Origin of the sequence: Actinomadura pelletieri DSM 43383 (genome assembly GCF_003634705.1) — a bacterium.
In the GTDB taxonomy this organism is placed as follows: domain Bacteria; phylum Actinomycetota; class Actinomycetes; order Streptosporangiales; family Streptosporangiaceae; genus Spirillospora; species Spirillospora pelletieri.
In genome coordinates this window covers 15,752-34,739 of record NZ_RBWU01000003.1, presented here as the reverse complement: position 1 = coordinate 34,739, position 18,988 = coordinate 15,752, and the positions used below count along the sequence as shown (strand labels likewise).

Here is an 18,988-nt window from a genome sequence, read left to right as displayed (position 1 = left end):
TCGACGGTGTAATCGGGGGAATGTGTACGTTGGGGAGATCAACACTGCTGTGAGCTGCGGGGACGGGCCCCGCTGCCCAGCCTTGCGAACAGGAGGTCCCCGTGGCTCGAACATTGTCGAGGGGCACCCGCGTCACCGGTGCCGAACGCACCCGGCTCGCCGCCGAGCTGGCACCGCGGTACGCGGCCGGTGAGAGCATCCGTGACCTGGCGGCCGAGACCGGTCGGTCGTACGGGTTCATCTACAACGTGCTGAAGGAGGCGGGTGTGCCGCTGCGTGGCCGTGGCGGCAACACCAGGCGCAGGAAGGCCTGACCCGCTCCCGAGACGAGGAAGAACGAGCACATGATCGGAAGTCCCCCTCGCCCCCCGGGGGGACGCCGTGCCCTAGGAACGGCGGAACGCCCCGGTGACCTCGAGGCGTCCGTTCAGGCTGGCGAGGTCCGCGGCGGCACGCCCGGCCACCCAGCCTTCGTAGTTGGACACCGAACCGGCCCGTCCCTTGGCGAGGTTCGGGAACATCGTGTCGACGGCCTCATCGACGGCCCGGTCGCGCGCGGCCAGTACGGGAAGCAGATCCTTCCCGCCGGCGCCCGCGGCCGCCCGGTGCGCCGCCTCGTGCAGCCGCTCCCCGATACGGGCGGCGTAGGCGTTCAGGAAGGCGTGGCGGAACGAACGCGTGCGTGACCGTCCCCGCGCATCCCGCCTGGGACCCGCGTGGACCATCGCGGACGTCGCCTGGACGAGCAGCGACGTGAACAGCATCTCCACCGCCGCCAGATCGGTCGGGAAACCCAGGACCGTGGAGAACCCCAGATCTCGATGCCACACCGCCCGGCAGCGGTTGGCGTCGGCGACGACCGTGAGCAGGACCGCCTTCGGCGCGTCGTAGGGGCTGTCCACCGGGATTCGCCGCCCGGCGGGGCCGCGCGTGTCGCCCGTCTCCGCGGCAAGTAGCGCGTCGTCGATGCTGTGGCGCGCCATCAACTCCTGGGCGCGTGCGCTGAGCGCCTCGGCTTCCTCCGGGTATTCGGTCGACTCGGCCTTGGCCAGGAGCGCTCTGACGCGGCCGAGCATCCGTTGGTCGGTCGACCCCGTGTTCCGCGCGCCGGTGCCGGTGGACGCCCCGGGGGGCGGGCCCAGGCTCGGCAACCTCGGGACGTTCTCCAGGAGGTGGACGAGCTCAAGGACGGAGGCGACATAGACCGCGCGCTCCACGCCCTCGCGTTCGCACCAGAGTTCCGGGTGTGCATCGTCGTCCTCCCACCACACCTTCGCCGCGAGGACGGCGAGTTGCTCGTGCCATTGGTGGTCGATGTCGGCGGCGGAACAGGCCCGCAGCTCGCTCGCGATCGCGTCCGTCAGCAGCCGTCCGTGCCTGGACGTGTGACGGCGGGACGCGTACCGGACCACGTCGGCCGGTTGCCAACCGCGGTCCCAGGCCATCGTGACGGCCCGGCGGAGCCGTGTGGCGAGGCAGCGGTCGGCGGTGAGTCTCCAACGAGCCGTGTCGCCCTCGGGGGCCTCGGGCCGGCCGGTCAGCAGCGCGACGAGCGTCTCGAACGTGACGGTGTCGCCCCGTGCGAACGACCGCAGCGCCTCGGCCGTCAGGTCGTCCGCGGCAGCGGCGGGCGACGGCCGGGTCTCCTGCTCTCCCGGCCACGAACGCCGCCATGCCTGTCGCACCGCCACTCCCCGTCCTCCGAGACCACGTGCCAGACGCATACTGCCATCCGGGGCCGACGGTCAGGGGCGGGGCGATGCCGGCGTACGAAAGCCCCTGACCGTGGCGGCCAGGGGCATCGGGCTAACGGCGGTCTACTCGCCGCCCTCGCCTCGCATCTCCTCGATCACGACGCTCTGGTAGGCGCGGGACGGGTCGGGCACATAGCTCAGCCGCGCGAGGGCCTTGCCCTCGTGGTCCCTGATCTCGAAGTGGTATCCCTCGGCGGTGTCGCCGATGTGCGCCACGGCCTGGTCGTGCCGCAGCCGGCACATCGTGTCGACCTTCTCCAACGCCACCTGCAGGCTCCCCGCGTCGCTGATGAGCCGTGCCGGCTCACTCGTCTCCCAGATCTCGAACATGCGTCGTGTCCTGTCGGCGGTCGGAAGGAACGGGCGGGGCATTCCAGACGTCGGAGACAGCTTGGACCCATCTGATGAAAGTTTCAATCAGCGCGGGTATCGGATTGATCACTATTCGAAGTTGTTCGGGCTCACACCGTCATGTCCGCATGTGGCGGCGGGTCGATGCTCTCGTCGGGCGCGCTTGGACCGATGAAATCCGCCGCGCACGGCCGAGCGTGTCCGAACGGTAGGGCATGCCCGGGACGACCGGCCGTCATGGGCTCGCGTCAGTCTCCTTCGACGAAGGACACTACCGTCTCCTTCGCCTCCGGTTCGAGGAAACGCAGAAGTGACTCTCCCTCGGCGGTCAGTTCGTCGATGGCGGCCCGGGGGAGCGGCTCGAAGGGGCGCAACCGCAGTGTGGCGACCTTGCGCTTGTACTCCGTCTCCCAGACACCGTGAGCGAAGCCGTCCCAGAGGAAGACGGCCCGGACGCGGAGGTTCTTCGTCGTCAGGGACGGGCGATGCGCGTCGGCGATGACGCGCCTGCGGTCGGCGTGGGCCAGTACGAGACTGTCGAACTCGGGCAGGAACCGTGCCGGGGCTGGAACGTCCTCATCCGGGCGTGGGGCGTCGGGCAGGTCGAACAGCTCCCGCCCCTTGTCGTCGGTGAAGACACGGAGCCCGGGGCGTAGGCGCTCCCATGCCTCACCGGTCGCCGCCAGGCCGGACCACGTTTGCGCGTCGGCGGCGGACGCGGGCCCGTAGGCGGCCAGGTAGCGGAGCAGCAGTTCGTCGGTCGCCGGTTCGGTCGCCAGGTCGGCGCCCAGCCAGTCATCGGCCAGGGTGAACCGTGAGTTGCGGGGGAACCCCCACCTGTCCTCGGTGGGAACCATGACCAGCGGCAAACAGAGTCGGACGGTGTACCCGAGGGCTCGGTCGTTGACGTCCGGGAACTCCTGCTGGAGCAGCGCACGCGCCTCGTTGAACGTGCGCGGTGCCCCCGCGAAGAGCGCACGCGCCACCGGGACGACCTCGGACACATCGAGGTTCTTGGCGCGGTCGCCCAGCACGCGCAGGGCGCTGTCCAGCATCGGCTGGAGCGCCGTCCGGAACGCCGCGTAGTCGTCGCCCGTCGTCAGGTGCAGGGTGGCGCGCATCATGGTCGCTCGGACGAGTGACCGGTCGTGCAGCGCGCCGTGCAGATCGGACGCCCGGAAGCCGTCCAGCCGTGTCCAGAGCCCCAGGTACGGCGGTTTCGGTTCCTGCGCCTGCATCCCACAGAGCCGTCCCACCGCCTCGGTCACCGTGATCGGCTCCCGTGCGAGCAGAAGCTGGCGGGCCAGCGTGGCTCGGTTGAGGGCTCGGACGCTGAGTGTGTCTGTCACCCGTCCAGGATGCCGTGACCGTACGACACTGGTCGGCGCCGCATGAGCCGCCCCTTCGTCCGCTGGAGTCGGTGTCGAACGCGACCGTTGCCTCGACGAAACCGTGATTCGTCCGGGCAGAGTGCCGTGGAGGCGGGCGGTGGAGGCGGGCGGTGGGCGTTCGTGGCGGGTGCCCGCGGGTCGCCGACCTGATGGACATGCGAGGGCGCAGTGGAGGTCCGGCTCGCATCCCGGAGGGTTCCGGTGGGTCGGCGTTGGCGGTACCTGCCGATCGAGCAGGACGTCCCGGTCGGCTGGTTCGCGAGCGTCTCGCCGGTGAACCGGGGGCCGGTCGCGCAGGTCTGTGCTGGTCAGCGCGTCTTCAACGCCGGGTGAGGGTGGGACGGGTAGATCGCGAACGAGCGAAGGGCGCCGGGGTTACGGGCAGGAACTTTTCCAAATGCACGTGCATCAGCCCTTGCACCTGCACGCCATCCCTAGCAGGATGAGCGCCGGACCTGCCGCACGTGAACTCCCCGGAGATCGCGATGAACGCACACTTGAGTGACAGTGACCGCCAGGCGCTGCGACTTGCCCAGGATCTCCGTGAGGAGATGCGGGCGGCGCTGCCGCCGCTACCGACCGCACCATCGGTCTCGCCGTTCGTCGACCAGACGGGGACGCCGAGCGTCCTGCTTCGGTTGGACGCCGACGCCGCGCGTGCGCTGATGGCCCTGCTGGCCGGGAGACGCGTGGAACAGAACGTCGCGCCGCCCGTGGAGCCGCGCCGGGCGGACGGCACCCATGTGCCGCCCTCCGTCCCGCCGCCCACGGCTCAGGCGGTGCCCGCGGCGCAGGGACCGGTGATCGCCGCGGTCTCCCCCCTCGGGGAACCCGCCTACGCCGAGTCGCCGTTCATCGCGCCGCAGCAGGTCGTCGGGGGCACGGGCCCGATGCCGCTCATGCAGTCGCCGATCTATCCGGCGCGCTGATCCGGCACTCCCGCTTCTCCACCACCCGTGGGCCTCTGTTCCGGCGCACAGCGGAGATCAGAGGCCCGGACGGATGGACGAACCGGTCTTTCATCGCCTCTCCGGCACGTGCGTGCTTGTGAACCTTGAGGTCCCTGGGTCCGGTTGGACAGCAGGACGATGTGGGCGGGTGGCGGGTCGGTGACCGACCACATCGCACAGACGGCGGTCAACCGCGGCCACACGCCCGGGCACCGCGGCCCGGCAAGGCTGAACCCGGGGAAACGCGGGCTGCGCGCGGACTGCTTCGTACTGAGGCGTCGGCGAGACGCCGTGCCTCGGGTCGGTCGACCGGGGCCGTCTATTCACTCTAAGCGGCAAGGACATCGGAGACCGCGCCCACAGTCTCCGGCGCCGGTGAAGCGTCCGCGCTTCCTCGGCTGCCCCACTCGGCGCGCACCCGGCTCACGACCGCGTCAAGGCCGTGAGCTCGGCCACATCCTCATCGCCGTCCCCTGAGTCAGAGCCACACCAAAAACCGCGTGCCGGCGCGGCACAGGCGGTTCTCGCCGCTTGTCCTTGGCCTCCAAGCCCCTGAACCCCCTGGTCCTGTGACGATTCGCACACGGACCATCGCGGCCTTCGGTCGACCCTCAGACCCCGTCTATAGGGGTCCATGGCAAGTAATCTCAGGTGCCGCGCCTCCTTCCGCGACGAACGCGCCGAGAACCCTCTGACGCCTGCCCAGAGCGGCTTGCGCGGCGTTCTCGTGACCTCGGGCGCGGGGTGTTTCACCGGCGCCCGTACATGGCGCCTCCTTGGCGTTCCGAGGCGCGCGGGTCGGCCGCGCCCCATGGCCGCAAAGATCTTTTCGCTTGGCGCAGGGAGAGGCCCGACTGGACGTCGGCGCCGCCGCCATAAGGGCTCCGGATTAGTTCCCGAGAAAAAGATCTACCTGGCCGAAGGTAAAGAAATCGCCCGTTTGGCGAAACCACGGTAATGCCGTATATAGTCAACCCCAGGTCAGGGTCAATGAACCGTTGACCTGGCCATACGCAGAGCCGTCGCATCCCGCCCGCCAGGCGGGGTCAACGTTGCCGAACTGCGGCCGTCCCATGCACCGGCCGTGCACCGGCTGGGCCCGTGAGCCCCCGGTCGGCATTTCTCCCGCTTCATCGAAGCCCGTGTCACACGCACGCCCAAAGACGGTCGTGCGCCGTTGAGCGCGGGCGCGGTCCGCCATGCCCGTGGGCCGTTTCACGCGGGTGTTCTTTCGCGGCGGTGATCTCCCGAGTCCTGAGTCTCGGAGCCGTTTCCCTCTGCCCGGATCCCGGCATGCGCCGGTCCGGCGCGGAACGGCAGCCCTGTACCCCGAACGAAGGAAATTCATGCAGCAGCGAGCGATCAATGTCATCCTCACCGGCGTCACCGGCACCGCCCTGGCGGGCATGCTCGTCGCCGGCGTCGCAGCCGCGAGCGATGACTCCGCTCCCAGCGAGAACCAGTTCCACCCGAAGCAGGCCGTGGCCGCCCAGCAGCAGCAGAAGGCCACCACGCCGCACTCCGACCGGAGCGCGGTGAAGGGCGCCGACCAGAGCGCCGTCAAGGGCGCTGAGAAGAGCGCTGAGAAGAGCGCTGAGAAGCGCGACGCGAAGTCCGAGGCGTCGGAGAGCAAGCGCGAGCAGAAGGACCCCGAGGTCCTCCTCAGCGGCGAGACCACCGCGTCCTACTTCTGGGACGACGGCTCCGGCGTGCGGGGCGACACCGGCGCGCCCGCGAGCGGGAAGCCGATGCAGAAGGGCATGTTCGCCAGCCCGAGCTGGCCCATGCTCACCAAGGTCAAGGTCAGCTACAACGGCCGCAGCGTCGTCGGCTTCGTCGGCGACCGGGGGCCGGGCGCGCCCTCGCACCGCGGCATCATGCTCGACCTGGACACCTACACGTTCCGGTACCTGCTGGACGGCGAGAAGCCCAAGAGCAAGTACCACGCCGGAACCGGCCAGGGCCACCTGAAGGGCCTCAAGTGGGAGGTCCTCGACTGGGGTCCCGGCAAGGGCAAGAAGGGCGAGCCGCGCCCGTTCGGCTCAGGATGAGCTGAGGCCGCGCGGCGGGGTCACCCCCCGCGCGGCCTCCCCAGACCCGGCACAGGGCTGCCGGTGCATGGAAAATCGGGGATTCCCCGGTGTCACGAGATCACCGGGGAATCCCCATTTTCAGGTCGCTCTCGCGGGCCAGCTCCCTCGACAGCGCCAGCGCCGCGGTCCGGACGGCCGGGGCCAGCCGGTCGAGGTCCAGCCGGTAGGCGTTCCCGGTGATGGAGAGCGCGGCGATCGGTTGGCGTTGCCGGTCGAAGACCGGAGCCGCCACCGCGGACACCCCGGCCTCCGACTCCTCCCGGTTGACGGCGTAGCCGCGGGCGCTGGTACGCGCCAGCTCCCGCTTCAGCAGGCCCGGCATGACGATCGTGTGCGGCGTGTAACGCACGAGGCCCGCCGCCAGGACGCTCTGCAGCCGCTCAGGCGGCCCGAGGGACAGGAACAGCTTCCCGGTCGCGGTGCAGTACGCGGGCAGCCGCCCGCCCACCCTGGACACGATGGGCATGGAACGACGCCCGCTGACCTTCTCCAGGAAGAGCGTGTCCGTTCCGTCCATGACGGCGAGGTGGATGTTCTCGTGCGTCGCCTCGTACAGGTCCTCCATGTAGGGGAGCGCGGCCTCGCGCAGCCCTCGGGGACGCGGCGCACGCTGACCGAGGACGAACAGCCGCATGCTCAACCGGTAGCCGTACTCGGTGCGCTCGACACCGCCCCACCGCACCAGCTCGTTCAACAACCGGTGCGCGGTCGGTTTCGGCAGTCCGGTGCGCGCGGACAGCTCGGTGAGGTTCAGCTCGCCGTCGCCGGAACCGAACGCGTCCAGCAGGCTGAGGCCCCGTGCCAGGACCGACTTCGGCGGTTCCTCACCCGTCCCATCGATGGCCATGCTCCGATGGTCACCGTGATCGTGCCTGTCGGCAAGTGCGGGGAACCGGGTGACGGTCCTGGTCACCGGCGTCAAGCGTTTTCACCGTGCCCGGTGATGGGCGCCTCGATGAGAAGCGGGGCGTCGAGCGACTTGACACTCGCGACGGCGTCGCGCAGCTCCTCCGCCGAGCCGGCGCGGACCGCGTCGATGCCGAACAGGCGCGCGGCGCTCTGCCAGTCGAGCGACGGCGGGTTGAGGTCCATGCCGACGTACTGCCCGTGCTTCGCCGAGGCGCCGCCACCCTCGTCAAGGGTGTTCTTCAACGTTCTGTACTCGCCGTTGTTCATCACGACGAAGGCTACGGGAACTTCGTACCTGGCCGCGCTCCAAAGCCCCTGAATCCCGAACATCGCGCATCCGTCGCCGAGCACCGCCACCACGGGACGCTCCGGGTTGCCGAGCCTGGTGCCGACGGCCGCGCCGATGCCCCAGCCGAGACCGCCGCCGACCGTGTGCACGTACGAGCCGGGCAGGTCCTGGCGCAGCACCGCGCGCAGCTCCAGCCCCGCGGTGATCGCCTCCTCGACCACCACCGTCCCGTGGGGGAGCCCGGCGGCGACGGCGTGGGCGGCGGCGCGCGGCGCCATCGGGGACGTCCCGTACGCGGCGCGGGCGCGCTCCTCCACCTCGCTCCTGGCGGCGGAGTGTTCCGCGCCGAGCCGCTCGATGCGCTCCCGCGCCGCCGGGACGCGCCCGTCCAGCCGTCCGGCGAGCGCCCACAGCGTCTGCGACAGGTCGCCGGTGAGGCCGTGCCGGACGGCGAAGTTCCGGCCGATCTCCGCGGGGTCCTCGTCCACCTGCACGATCGCGAGACCGTCCGGGACGGACGGGCCGGGCGTGTAGTGGTGCGGCATGAACGCGTGGCAGCCGACGATGAGCGCCACGTCGTGCGCGCCGAGCCGCTCGCGGATGATCGCGTTGCGCGGCGGCAGCATCCCCGCGTACAGCGGATGGCCGGTGGGGAAGTCGATCCCGTCGTTCATCGGCTGGTGGTAGACGGTCGCGCCGAGCCGTTCGGCCACCGCGACCAGGTCGGCGACGGCGCCCGCGCGGCCGACCCCGTCACCGGCGACCACCACGGGACGTTCGGCGCCGGCAAGCAGCGCCACCACGTCGTCCACCGGGGCCGCGCCCGGGCCCGTCACCGGGGAGCGCGCCGGCACCGCGACGTCGACGTCCTCCTCCAGCAGGTCCATGGGGATCGACACCAGCACGGGACCTGCGGGCGGGCGCGCGGCGAGCGCGAACGCGCGCCGCAGCACGATCGGCAGGTCGTAGGCGTGCTGGACCTCCACCGCGTACTTGGTCGTGGACGCGGCAAGCCCCACCAGATCGCCCGACAGCATCGGGTCCTGGACGAGGTGACGCCGGTCCTGCTGCCCCGCGATGATCACCATCGGGGTGCGGGACCGCATGGCGTTCAGCATGCCGATCAGCCCGTTGGCGACGCCCGCCGCGACATGCAGGCTGACCAGGGACGTCCGGCGCGACGCACGGGCGTACCCGTCCGCCATCGCCACGACGGACCCCTCCTGCAGGCCCAGCACGTACTGCAGATCGGGCGCCTCCACCAGCGCGTCCATCAGGGGGAGTTCTGTGGTGCCGGGATTGCCGAAGATCCGGGTGACGCCCTCGTCGCGAGCGATCTCCAGCAGCGCCTCGATCGGCCTCATCATCTGCCTTTCAGTGCCCCGCCGGGATCGTGGGGCTGTTTCGGTAGCCGCCCCCGGAAGGGGGCTCACATGGTCAACGCCCCGAGGGGAGGGGCGGTTGCGGGTGTGCCGCCCCCGCCGGTCGGGCGGGGGCCGCCGTCAGTGCTTGGCGGAACCGCCGTCGATGTTGATCGTCTGCCCGGTGAGGAAGCCGCTGCCCTCGTCGACCACGTACAGCAGCGTGGACACCAGGTCGGCGGGTTCCTCGACGGCCCGCACGACCTGCAGGTCGCGGACCCGCTCGAACCCGCCGTCCGCGCCGGTCGTCCGCGCCGCCGTCTCGGTGCGGGTGAGGCCGGGCGCGATCGCGTTCACCGTGATGCCGTGCTCGCCGACCGCGCTGGACAGCGCCCGCGTGAACCCGACGAGACCGGCCTTGGACGTGGTGTAGGCGACCAGGTCGGGGGGACCGAGGAACACCACGGCCGAGACGATGTTCACGATCCGTCCCCACCCGGCGGCCTTCAGGTACGGGAGCGCCGCGGACGTGACCAGGAACGGTCCATCCAGGTTCACCCGCATGATCCGGCGCCAGTCCTCCAGCGTCGTCTTCTCGAACTCCAGCGGCGGGTAGATCCCGGCGTTGTTGACCACGATGTGCAGCCCGCCGAACCGGGTGGCGACCTCCGCCACCGCGGACTCGACCTCCTCCGGGTCCGTCACGTCCGCGCGCACGGGATGGAACGCGTCGCCGATCAGCTCGGCGGTCTCGGACATGTCGGCGAGGTCGAGGCCCGCGACCCGGTGCCCGCGGCGGGCGAGGGCGGCCGCGAACTCCCGTCCCAGACCGCCCGCCGCGCCGGTGACGAGGGCGACCCGCTGCGGCGCGTTCCTGGAGGGTGTTTCGCTCATGGGTGGCAGCGTGCGTCATTCCCGCCATAACCGACAAGACGCCCTTTTCACTCATTGAAACGTTGGCCTTGTGGTGACCGGCACACGGTCACATGCTCGCCGCATGCCCGTTCCAACAGCGCCGCCGGTCCCCGCCGAGGGGAGCGGAGCGGCGCCCGCCGCGCCGGACCTGACCGTCCGGTCGTTAGAACGGGCCCTGGACGCACCGGACGGGACGCGCGCACGCGCCTCGGCCGTCGCGGCCCGCGTCTCATGGAGGCGCCGTGCACATCGCGACCCGGAGCACCGCACCGCGGTGTTGCCGGGTCGTCCTCCCGGGAGCCCGGTCGCCGTGGTCGGCCCGAGCTCCCCGGCGTCCGCGATGCCCGGGTGGCCGGCCCGGCACGCGGCGCCGACGGCCGCCGCCCCGCGCCGCCCCGGCGGGGCGGCGGCCGTCCCCGCACGGGAGACTCGCCGCGCCCGGCTCGGCCCGCGGACGGCCCCACGGGTCCCCCCGGATCAGCCGGTCAGGAGCGGGATGACGGGGGCGAACTCCTCCAGCAGCGCGTCCGGCACCTGGTAGTAGGTGAAGCCGTAGCGGTCACGGCGGGCGAGCATCTGCTCGGCGATGTGCTCCGGCGGGCCGACGAACTGGGACGGCATGTCGAGGACCAGTTCGGCCGCCGCCGTCCCCCAGCCCCGCAGCACGGCGATCTTGGCGGCGGTGCGGCGCGGATCGGGACCGAACACGGGCGTCACCATCATGCTCAGCTCGACGTCGCGTCCGTCCGCCGCCTCCCTGATCCAGCCGACCTTGCGCGCGATGGTGTCCGGAAGCCGCTCGGTGATCTCGTCGGAGATCGTCCCCTCGGGGAGGGCGCGGGGGAGGACGCCGACGGTGTCGGCGAGCCGCCCGGCGATACCGAGCATGCGCCTGCTCCCGGCCCCGACGACGAGCGGCGGACGCCGTCCGGGCGTCGGGAACACCGTCAGACCGTCCACGCGGTAGTGCTCCCCGGCGAACGTGGTCTTCTCCCCGTCGAGGAGGCTTCGCAGGATGCGCAGCGACTCCTCCAGCCGCCCGACCCGCGTCCCCGCCGGGTCGAACGGCAGCCCGGCGGCGGCGTACTCCTCGCGCAGCCAACCCGCGCCTATGCCCAGTTCGAACCGTCCGCCCGAGAGATGGTCGAGGGTCGCCGCCTCCTTGGCGAGCATCACCGGGTGCCGGTAGTCGTTGGCCAGGACCATCGTGCCCAGGCGGAGCGTGCCGGTGACGGACGCGGCCGAGGCCAGCGCCACTATCGGCGCGAGCTGGTCGCCGAACGGATCGGCGACGAAGTGGTCGCGCAGCACCAGCACGTCGTATCCGAGGTCCTCGGCACGCCGCGCCGTGTCGGCGAGTTCGGCGCCGGAACGGATCGACTCGCCGACGACACCGAAGCGGAATTTCCCGTCCATGGGATGAGCATGCCCGGCGCGGGCGCCGTCGCGCTGGCAGGAATCCGACCTGGCCTTTCACCGCCCGCGCGTCGACCGGCGGAACGGGGCGAGTGGCTCGATTCGCCGTCTACTCGGCGCAAGGGCGTCACCGACTGCCCCGCTCTCACCGATCACATCCAGGCTGCGTCGCGCGGCCCGATTTTTCAACCCGCGCCCCCGACGACCTGTTTCGAGGTGACCTCAGCCCGCGCGCGAACGCGTGATCCGCCCGGTGGAGCGAAGCCGAAGGCGAGCGCACCCGGGCGGATCGCGAAGCGATGCGCGTTCGCCCCAGGACAGGTCACGTAGCGAGCCGCTAGGCGAGCGCAGTGGGCCTGGCCTGCAATGAACACAGCCTAGGACGCCATGAAGGTCTGGGCGCGGCGGAACAGGTCGAGGGCGATCGAGTGCAGCAGGTCGCCCGTCTCCCTCGGTGCCTTTCCGGCGAACGCGCGGGCGTTCGTGCCCTCCAGGACGATGCCGAGCTTGAAGCACGCGAGCGCCCCGTACCAGGAGAGGGCGGACAGGTCGCGTCCGGCGACGGCGTCCGCGCGTTCGGCGTAGGCGTCGGCCAGCTCGTCCGCCGTGGGCAGGCCGCCCGCGTCACCGAGCGGCCCGGCCAGCGCCGCGCACGCGTCGGCGCGGTCGGGCCAGGTGGCCAGCAGCCAGCCGAGATCGAGCAACGGGTCGCCGACCGTGCACGTCTCCCAGTCGACGATCGCGGCCACCGCGGGACCGTCGGGGGAGAACATCAGGTTGGCCAGGTGGAAGTCGCCGTGCAGGATCCCCGGCCGCCACCGCGCCGGGCGACGCTCCTCCAGCCAGCGGGCCACATCGTCCACGCCGGGGATGTCGGGGCCCGGGTAGCCGTCCAGCGCGTTGTAGGAGTCGAGCTCCGACAGCCAGCGGCTCACCTGCCGCTCCAGGAACCCTGCGGGCCTGCCGAAGTCGCCCAACCCGACGGCCTCGTGGTCGACCGCGCCCAGGGCGGACGCCGCGCGGGCCGCGTTCAGCCCCATCTCATGGCGGACGGACGCGTCGCCCGCGTGCGGCTCCGGCAACGTCACCGAGGCGTTGAAACCGTCCACCAGGGTCATCAGGTAGAACACGGCGCCGCCCATGACGGACTCGTCCGTACAGGCGGCGACGAGACGCGGCGCGGGGACGTCGGTGCCGGCCAGCGCGGCCAGGACGCGGGCCTCCCGGCGCAGGACGTCGTTCGTGCGGGCGCGCAGCCGGCTCGGGCCCCGCCGCAGCACGTAGTCGCGGCCACCCCGCCGGAACCCGACCATCGTGTTCTCGGTGCGCCCGGCCAGCGGCCGGACGTCCTCGAACGGGCCGCCCGGCAGGCCCTGACCGCTCATCCACCCGTCGAGGACGTCGAAGTCCACGAGCGCGCGGTCGATCTGCTCTGGCTGCACGGTGCGGGTTTCCTTCCGACACGGGCGAACAACGGAGAGTAACAGTCGCGGGAGCGGGCGCCCCGGCCACGGAAGTCACATTCGTCCAAGACGGACGGATCCGTTACCAACAGGCTGGGCGGGTAGGCAACGAGCAAGGAGGAAACCATGACCTTGGAGATCCGCAGGACCTTCTACCCGCTGATCAACTGCGCCGACACCGCGAAATCCATGGAATGGCTGGAGAAGGCGTTCGGCTTCGAGCCGGTGGCCGTCCACAAGGACGACGGCGGCAGGATCGTCCACGCCGAGATGCGGTACGACACCGGTCTGCTCATGTTCGGCAACGGCGAGCCGGGCACCTCGGCGCTCTACGTCGCGGTCGACGACCCGGACGCCCACCACGATCGCGCGAAGGCCGCCGGTGCCGAGATCTTCCGCGAGCTCACCGACCAGGACTACGGCTCCCGTGACTACGGGGCCCGCGACCCGGACGGCAACGAATGGTATTTCGGCACTTACCGGCCCTGAGCGGCACCCGCCCTGACGGACGACATGCGCCAAGTCGGAGTCGTGCACGCCGCAGTCCGAAAGAATCACAGCCGTGATGGCGGCGCTGTATCTGCGTGATGTCGAACTGGGTGACGTGGACGCCTACGTCCGGATGCGCTGCGATCCGGTCATGATGGCCGAACTCGGCGGTCCACTGCCCCGAGCCGGTATCGAGGAGAAGGTGCGCCGCGATGTCGGCGAGGCGGCGGCGGGCCTGGCCTGGATCAAGATGATCGTCCCCGACCCGCGCCGGCCCGATGTCGTGGCGGGCATGGTGACGCTCTGGCCACACGACGTGGACGGCACGGTCTTCTCCGAAATCGGCTGGATGGTTCTTCCGGAATTCCAGGGCCGGGGCGTGGGCAAGCGCGCCGTGCGGATGGTCCTGGAAAAGGCGCGTGACGAGAACCGGTGGGGGATCGTCCATGCCTTTCCGGCGACGACGAACGCCCCGTCCAACGGGATCTGCCGCTCCCTGGGGTTCACCTTCCTCGAACAGAAGGACGTCGTCTTCGCGGGACGGATCGTCCCGGCGAACCATTGGTTCATCGACCCGGCCACGGACCTCATCCCCGAAAAGCCCGGACCGGCCGCGTGATGAGAGCGGCCCACGAAGGACCGGACGGCCGCCTTCCCGCGTGACCGTGTTCGGAGCGGGTCACCTGAGCCCGGCGAAGAGGTCGTCCTCCTTGTCGGGCGCCTGGACACGGCTGTAGTGCCGGACGAACGCCTCGAACGAGAACGCCATCCGCTGCGTCTCGTCCGGCAGCCGCAGCAGGAAGATGTTCTCGCCCTGGCTCGCGTGCGCCCGCAGGGCGTCGCGCTTGGCGTCCACGTGCGCGGACACGTCCAGGGTGCTCGTGATCAGCTCGTCGGGCGTCCCGAAGTCCTCGGGCGGATCGAAGTCGATCTCCACGCCCGCCGTGCGGACGGCGTCGAACAGGCGGCGGATACCCGAGCGGGGAATGGCGGAGAAGTACAGCTTGTCGGGAACGCCGGTCTTCTCGGCCGCGGCGAGCGCGATGCGGTGCGCCTGGATGTGGTCGGGATGACCGTAGCCGCCGTTCTCGTCGTAGGTGACGACGACCTGCGGTCGGTAGTGCTCCATGAGTTCGGCCAGCCGTCCGGCGGACTCGTCCAGCGGGACGTTCGCGAACGCGTCGGGGTCGTCGTTGGCCGCCCAGCCCGCCATGCCGGAGTCGCGGTAGCCGAGCAGCTCCAGATGATCGATGTCGAGCAGGTCCGCGGACGCGCGGAGCTCGGCGAGGCGACGCTGCGCCACCTCGGCGGCGTCGTGCCCCGGCTCGCCGGGCTTCACGCCGCCGGAGTCGTCGCCCTGCTCCCCGTTGGTACAGGTGACCAGGACCGTGCGAACGCCCTCGGCGGCGCAGCGCGCGAGAAGGCCGCCGGTCCCCAGGACCTCGTCGTCGGGGTGGGCGTGGACGGCCATCAGCGTCAGTTCGCGGTTCATCCGGGACTCCTCCGTTTCAGGCGTCCACTCTACGTCCGGGACGCCCGGTGTTGATCACATTCGGTGCGCGGGTGCCGCGCGCCGAAATCGACCTTCGACGAGTGGGTGTCCGATGCCGTACGGTCCCGGTATGGGGTCGCCGGTGATTCTTCTCGACGTGGACGGGGTTCTCAATCCGCTGGAAAGGCCGCATCGCGGATATAAGCGACGGCGGTGCTCGCCGAACGGCATGACGTTCAAGCTCTGGCTCAATCCCGCGCACGGTCCGGACCTGCTCGAACTGGCGGAGTCCACCGGCGCGGAACTGGCCTGGGCCAGTTACTGGTGTGACAACGCCAATGTGTGGATAGCGCCCAGGGTCGGTTTGCCTGAGTTGCCGTTCGTACCGATTCCGCAGTTCCCGGGGGTCGACGAGGGGCGGACGCTCGGCGCGTGGAAGGCCCGTCACGTGGCGGCGTGGGCGAAGGGCAGGCCGTTCGTGTGGTTCGAGGACGAGCCGGACGCCACCAGGTGCATCGCCGACGAACCTGACGTCGCCGAGCATCTGCTCGTGGAGATCGATCCGCTCACCGGCCTGACCGACGGGCACATCGCGGCGGCCGAGACCTGGCTGAACGCGCTCGGCCGCTGAACGCGCCCGCCGGTGGGCCGGCGGGCGGAGCGGGGATCAGCAGGTGCCGAGCAGGCGGCTCAGCGCCGACTTCTCCGCCGAGTCGACGGTCAGGCCGTAGCGGTACTTCACGTCGATCCACGACCTGGCGTACATGCAGTGGAACGAGGCGCGCGGCGGCGTCCACTCCGCCGGGTCCTTGTCGCCCTTGGCCTGGTTGACGTTGTCGGTGACGGCCCAGAGTTGCGAGCTGTTCAGGTCGTTGGCGAACGTCCGGCGGCGGGCCGTCGACCAGGACGAGGCGCCCGACCGCCACGCCTCGGCGAGCGGCACCATGTGGTCGATGTCGATGTCGGACGCCTTCGTCCAGGTCGCGCCGTCGTAGGGGCTGGTCCACGATCCGCTGGTCGGGGAGCAGTTGGTCCCGGTCTTGACGCCCGTCCCGTCCCGTTTGAGGACGACTTCGCGGGTGTTGCAGCTGTCGCCCTGGTCGCTCCAGTGGGGGAACTTGTCCCGGTTGTAGCCGTCGCCGGAGCCTTCGGCGCGGACGGTGAGGGCGGCGAGGTGCCGTGCCGCCGTGTCGGCTCCGGGCGGTGGCGGCGGCGCGGCGGCGGCCGTGCCGGCGGCGGGCGAGAGCAGGGCGAGAGTGGTGAGGGTGGCGGCGGTCGCGATGGTCCCCGTTCTGTGCACGGGTGGCTCCTTGTTCGCTGGGGAGCAGGAGCCGTCAGTCTTAAATATTTTGATAAACCCGACATGTCCATTTGGTTAGCGGTGGACACGGTCCGGTAACGGCGTTGGCCAAGAAGTGGCCATCCGCAGGGAGATCACCGAGGTGAAGGTCACATTCGTCCAAGACCGGCGGTCGCGCGCTTCGTAACGTCGAACGCGATCCGGAAGCGAACCGAGGGGGAGTCGACCGTGTCGAGATCACCGCTATTGGACCTGGCGTTCGGTTACATGCCGGCGCAGGTCCTGCACGCCGCCGCCGAGATCGGCCTGGCCGACGCGCTCGCCGACGGGCCGCGGACGAGCGCCGAACTCGCGGAGAGGACGGGCACCCACCGGCCGTCCCTGCTCAGGTTGCTGCGCAGCTTGAGCGTCCTCGGCGCCGTCGAACAGAAGGACCGCGACGTGTTCGCGCTCACCGACGAAGGGCGGCGGCTCCGCTCGGACGAACCCGACTCCATCCGCGCCCTCATCAGGCTGTTCTGCGGCCCGGACATGTGGCGGGCGTGGGGCGACCTGTCCGAGACCGTCCACACCGGGGAGTACGCGTGGGGCCGCGTGATCGGCATGACGCCGTTCGAGTTCTTCGAGTCGCGCCCGGAACTGTCCGCGACGTTCAACGCGGCGATGTCCGAACACACCCGCTTCATCGCACCGGGGATCGTCGAGGCCCACGACTTCGGCCGGTACGGGACGATCGCCGACATCGGCGGGGGCGACGGCACGCTGCTCGCCGCGATCCTGCGCGCCGTCCCGGGGCCGCGCGGGCTGCTGTTCGACCTGCCCGGCGGGCTCGACGCCGCGCCCGACACGCTCACCGACGTCGCCGACCGCGTGAAGATCGTCGCGGGGGACTTCTTCGCCTCCGTGCCCGCGGGAGCGGACGCCTATGTCATCAAGAGCGTGATCCACGACTGGGACGACGCGAAGGCCGCCGCGATCCTGCGGAACTGCCGGGCCGCGATGCGCCCGGACGCCCGGCTGCTCCTCCTGGAGCAGGTGATGCCGGAGATCGTCACCCCGGAGTCGCGGGGCATCGTCAACAACGACCTCAACATGCTCGTCGCGACCGGCGGACGGGAACGCACCGAGACCGAGTTCCGCGACCTGCTGGAACGCGCCGGGTTCACCGAGATCTCGCTGACCGGGCCGCTACCGCCCGCCGACTACCACATCATCGAGGCGCGACCGGCCGCCTAGGCATGGTGCGCGTCGACCCCGGCCGGGCGGGCCTCGGGCCGTTCACTCGTCGACCCGGCCGGAACCGGTCTCGCGCGCGTACCTGGCGGGAGGCCTCCCGACCGCCGCGGTGAAGTCACGGGTGAAATGGGCCTGGTCGGCGTAGCCCAACTCGGCCGCGAGACCCGCCCAGTCGACGGCCGTGCCCGCCTCGGCCCGCGCGGCGGCCTCCAGCATCCGGAACCTGCGCAGCACCCACTTCGGGCCGGCGCCCACGTACTCGTGGAACAGGCGTTGCAGGCTCCGGGGGCTCGTCCGCAGCTCGGCGGCCAGCTCGTCCACCCGGACCAGCCCCGGACGGGCCGCGATCCGCGCGACGATCCCGGCCGCCCGCTCGGCGGACGGATCCGGCCCGGGCGCCCGCGCGGTCAGGAAGTCCGCCAGCCGCGCCACGGCCTCCTCGGCGCCGTCCGCCGCGAAGACCCGGTCGGCGAGCGTCCGGCCGTCCGCCCCGAACACCTCCTCCACGGTCGTGAACCGGCCGGTGAGCGAGGCGACCGGCGCGTCCATGAACGGGCGCAGCCCGCCGGGACGGAACTCCACGCCGACCACACGACCCTCGTCGGCGATCTCCTCCACGAAGTCGTCCAGCACCACCCCGACGATCCGGGCCCGCGTCGTCCCGGCGGTCAGGTAGCTGGTGAACGTCATGTGCACCGTCGGGCGGGTGAGCACCTGCTGACGATGCGGCGGACGACCCCGCAGATCCCACCGGAGCACCCAGAAGCGCTCCACGAACGGGGCGAGCGCGGCGGTCGGCGCGATGCGCTCGACGTGGAAGCGCTCCAACCCCGCCCGCGCCCGCAGGATGCCCCGCGTCCCGCCGGGTAGGGATCGTTCCACCGGCTCAGGGTATGTCGCGTTTCTTCAAGACCGGCGCCATGGCCGGTCCTAGCGTGGCCGCATGTTCGAACGAACGAGCGAGGTGACGATCATGAATACGCGGAGCCAGATGCTTCCCGCCGCCGACACCGCGGCACGGATCGTCCGGGACATCCCCCCGGAGCGTCTGGACGCGCCGACCCCCTGCCCCGGCTGGGACGTGCGGACCCTCGTCAACCATCTGTTCCTCTGGACCGCCAGGGCCGAGACCGCCGCGCGGAAGCAGCCGACCACCGGGCCGGGAGAGGACCACGACTTCACCGCCGAACCGGGCTGGGCGGAGCGGTTCGGCGAGCAGGTCCACACGACCGCCGAGGCGTGGCAGGATCCGGCGGCGTGGGAGGGCAACACGAGCCTCACCGGCAACAAGGAGGCCATGCCCGCCACGTTCGTCGCCGGGATCATCTTCGGCGACTGGGTGGTGCACGGCTGGGACCTCGCCGTCGCCACCGGCCACGAACCCGCGTTCCCCGACGACGTCGTCCGCGCCGCCTGGGAACACCTCGTCCCGACGGCGGAGGTCGGCCGCGAGTACGGCGCGTTCGGCCCCGAGGTGTCCGTACCGGAGGACGCGCCGCTGCTCGACCGCCTCGTCGGCCTGTCCGGACGCGACCCGCACTGGGAACCCTGACGACGTCGGGGGCCCGCGCACTCTACG

General features: G+C 71.1%; 20 protein-coding genes. 9 read left to right on the top strand and 11 right to left on the bottom strand.

Annotated features, from left to right (window positions below):
- Positions 1-101: 101 nt before the first annotated feature.
- Positions 102-314, top strand: a complete 213-nt coding sequence (locus BZB76_RS13355) for a helix-turn-helix domain-containing protein (RefSeq protein WP_117404772.1) — start codon at positions 102-104, stop codon at positions 312-314.
- A gap of 72 nt (positions 315-386) precedes the next feature.
- Here BZB76_RS13355 and BZB76_RS13350 read toward each other — a convergent pair whose 3' ends face one another.
- The 3 genes from BZB76_RS13350 to BZB76_RS13340 all read right to left on the bottom strand — a co-directional run bounded on the left by BZB76_RS13350 (position 387) and on the right by BZB76_RS13340 (position 3,454).
- Positions 387-1,691, bottom strand: coding sequence for a DUF2786 domain-containing protein (locus BZB76_RS13350; protein ID WP_121434706.1), 1,305 nt, complete (start codon positions 1,689-1,691; stop codon positions 387-389).
- A gap of 126 nt (positions 1,692-1,817) precedes the next feature.
- Complete coding sequence (locus BZB76_RS13345) at positions 1,818-2,084, bottom strand: hypothetical protein (protein WP_121434705.1); 267 nt, start codon at positions 2,082-2,084, stop codon at positions 1,818-1,820.
- 269 nt (positions 2,085-2,353) lie between these two features.
- Positions 2,354-3,454: a winged helix DNA-binding domain-containing protein gene (locus BZB76_RS13340; RefSeq protein ID WP_121434704.1), complete on the bottom strand. Its 1,101-nt coding sequence runs from the start codon at positions 3,452-3,454 to the stop codon at positions 2,354-2,356.
- 243 nt (positions 3,455-3,697) lie between these two features.
- Here BZB76_RS13340 and BZB76_RS36375 point away from each other — a divergent pair, with 243 nt between their 5' ends.
- The 3 genes from BZB76_RS36375 to BZB76_RS13330 all read left to right on the top strand — a co-directional run bounded on the left by BZB76_RS36375 (position 3,698) and on the right by BZB76_RS13330 (position 6,497).
- Positions 3,698-3,829, top strand: coding sequence for a hypothetical protein (locus BZB76_RS36375; protein ID WP_281273870.1), 132 nt, complete (start codon positions 3,698-3,700; stop codon positions 3,827-3,829).
- A 164-nt stretch (positions 3,830-3,993) separates the two neighbouring features.
- On the top strand, positions 3,994-4,425 hold the full coding sequence (locus tag BZB76_RS13335) for a hypothetical protein (RefSeq protein ID WP_147449428.1): 432 nt from the start codon (positions 3,994-3,996) through the stop codon (positions 4,423-4,425).
- Between the two features lie 1,367 nt (positions 4,426-5,792).
- Entirely contained in the window at positions 5,793-6,497 is a 705-nt protein-coding gene (locus BZB76_RS13330; protein ID WP_121434702.1) for an RlpA-like double-psi beta-barrel domain-containing protein, read from the top strand.
- A 100-nt stretch (positions 6,498-6,597) separates the two neighbouring features.
- Here BZB76_RS13330 and BZB76_RS13325 read toward each other — a convergent pair whose 3' ends face one another.
- The 5 genes from BZB76_RS13325 to BZB76_RS13305 all read right to left on the bottom strand — a co-directional run bounded on the left by BZB76_RS13325 (position 6,598) and on the right by BZB76_RS13305 (position 12,871).
- The gene (locus tag BZB76_RS13325; RefSeq protein WP_121434701.1) at positions 6,598-7,386 is read right to left on the bottom strand and encodes an IclR family transcriptional regulator; all 789 of its coding nucleotides are present in this window, start codon (positions 7,384-7,386) and stop codon (positions 6,598-6,600) included.
- A 71-nt stretch (positions 7,387-7,457) separates the two neighbouring features.
- Positions 7,458-9,104: a thiamine pyrophosphate-binding protein gene (locus BZB76_RS13320; RefSeq protein WP_211343005.1), complete on the bottom strand. Its 1,647-nt coding sequence runs from the start codon at positions 9,102-9,104 to the stop codon at positions 7,458-7,460.
- Positions 9,105-9,239: 135 nt separating this feature from the next.
- Positions 9,240-9,992, bottom strand: coding sequence for an SDR family NAD(P)-dependent oxidoreductase (locus BZB76_RS13315; protein ID WP_121434700.1), 753 nt, complete (start codon positions 9,990-9,992; stop codon positions 9,240-9,242).
- 498 nt (positions 9,993-10,490) lie between these two features.
- Positions 10,491-11,429 (bottom strand): TIGR03621 family F420-dependent LLM class oxidoreductase, encoded by a 939-nt coding sequence (locus BZB76_RS13310; RefSeq protein WP_121434699.1) that lies wholly within the window; start codon positions 11,427-11,429, stop codon positions 10,491-10,493.
- A 377-nt stretch (positions 11,430-11,806) separates the two neighbouring features.
- A complete protein-coding gene (locus BZB76_RS13305) occupies positions 11,807-12,871 on the bottom strand; it encodes a phosphotransferase family protein (protein WP_337959750.1) in 1,065 nt (354 codons plus the stop codon).
- A gap of 147 nt (positions 12,872-13,018) precedes the next feature.
- On the opposite strand from BZB76_RS13305, the gene BZB76_RS13300 reads away from it, so the two are divergent.
- A complete protein-coding gene (locus tag BZB76_RS13300; RefSeq protein ID WP_121434698.1) occupies positions 13,019-13,381 on the top strand; it encodes a VOC family protein in 363 nt (120 codons plus the stop codon).
- Between the two features lie 76 nt (positions 13,382-13,457).
- The gene (locus tag BZB76_RS13295) at positions 13,458-14,000 is read left to right on the top strand and encodes a GNAT family N-acetyltransferase (protein WP_246007013.1); all 543 of its coding nucleotides are present in this window, start codon (positions 13,458-13,460) and stop codon (positions 13,998-14,000) included.
- 60 nt (positions 14,001-14,060) lie between these two features.
- Here the strand turns inward: BZB76_RS13295 and BZB76_RS13290 are convergent, their stop codons facing one another.
- Entirely contained in the window at positions 14,061-14,873 is an 813-nt protein-coding gene (locus BZB76_RS13290) for a PIG-L family deacetylase (protein WP_121434697.1), read from the bottom strand.
- A gap of 130 nt (positions 14,874-15,003) precedes the next feature.
- Here BZB76_RS13290 and BZB76_RS13285 point away from each other — a divergent pair, with 130 nt between their 5' ends.
- Positions 15,004-15,504: an HAD domain-containing protein gene (locus BZB76_RS13285; RefSeq protein WP_121434696.1), complete on the top strand. Its 501-nt coding sequence runs from the start codon at positions 15,004-15,006 to the stop codon at positions 15,502-15,504.
- 36 nt (positions 15,505-15,540) lie between these two features.
- Here the strand turns inward: BZB76_RS13285 and BZB76_RS13280 are convergent, their stop codons facing one another.
- Positions 15,541-16,173, bottom strand: a complete 633-nt coding sequence (locus tag BZB76_RS13280; RefSeq protein ID WP_121434695.1) for an HNH endonuclease family protein — start codon at positions 16,171-16,173, stop codon at positions 15,541-15,543.
- Positions 16,174-16,401: 228 nt separating this feature from the next.
- Between BZB76_RS13280 and BZB76_RS13275 the strand changes: the two genes are divergently transcribed.
- Positions 16,402-17,409, top strand: a complete 1,008-nt coding sequence (locus tag BZB76_RS13275) for a methyltransferase (RefSeq protein WP_147449427.1) — start codon at positions 16,402-16,404, stop codon at positions 17,407-17,409.
- A gap of 42 nt (positions 17,410-17,451) precedes the next feature.
- On the opposite strand, the gene BZB76_RS13270 is transcribed toward BZB76_RS13275, so the two are convergent.
- Entirely contained in the window at positions 17,452-18,291 is an 840-nt protein-coding gene (locus tag BZB76_RS13270; RefSeq protein WP_211343003.1) for a helix-turn-helix domain-containing protein, read from the bottom strand.
- Positions 18,292-18,352: 61 nt separating this feature from the next.
- Here BZB76_RS13270 and BZB76_RS13265 point away from each other — a divergent pair, with 61 nt between their 5' ends.
- Positions 18,353-18,961 (top strand): TIGR03086 family metal-binding protein, encoded by a 609-nt coding sequence (locus BZB76_RS13265; RefSeq protein ID WP_246006930.1) that lies wholly within the window; start codon positions 18,353-18,355, stop codon positions 18,959-18,961.
- The last annotated feature ends 27 nt before the right edge of the window (positions 18,962-18,988 follow it).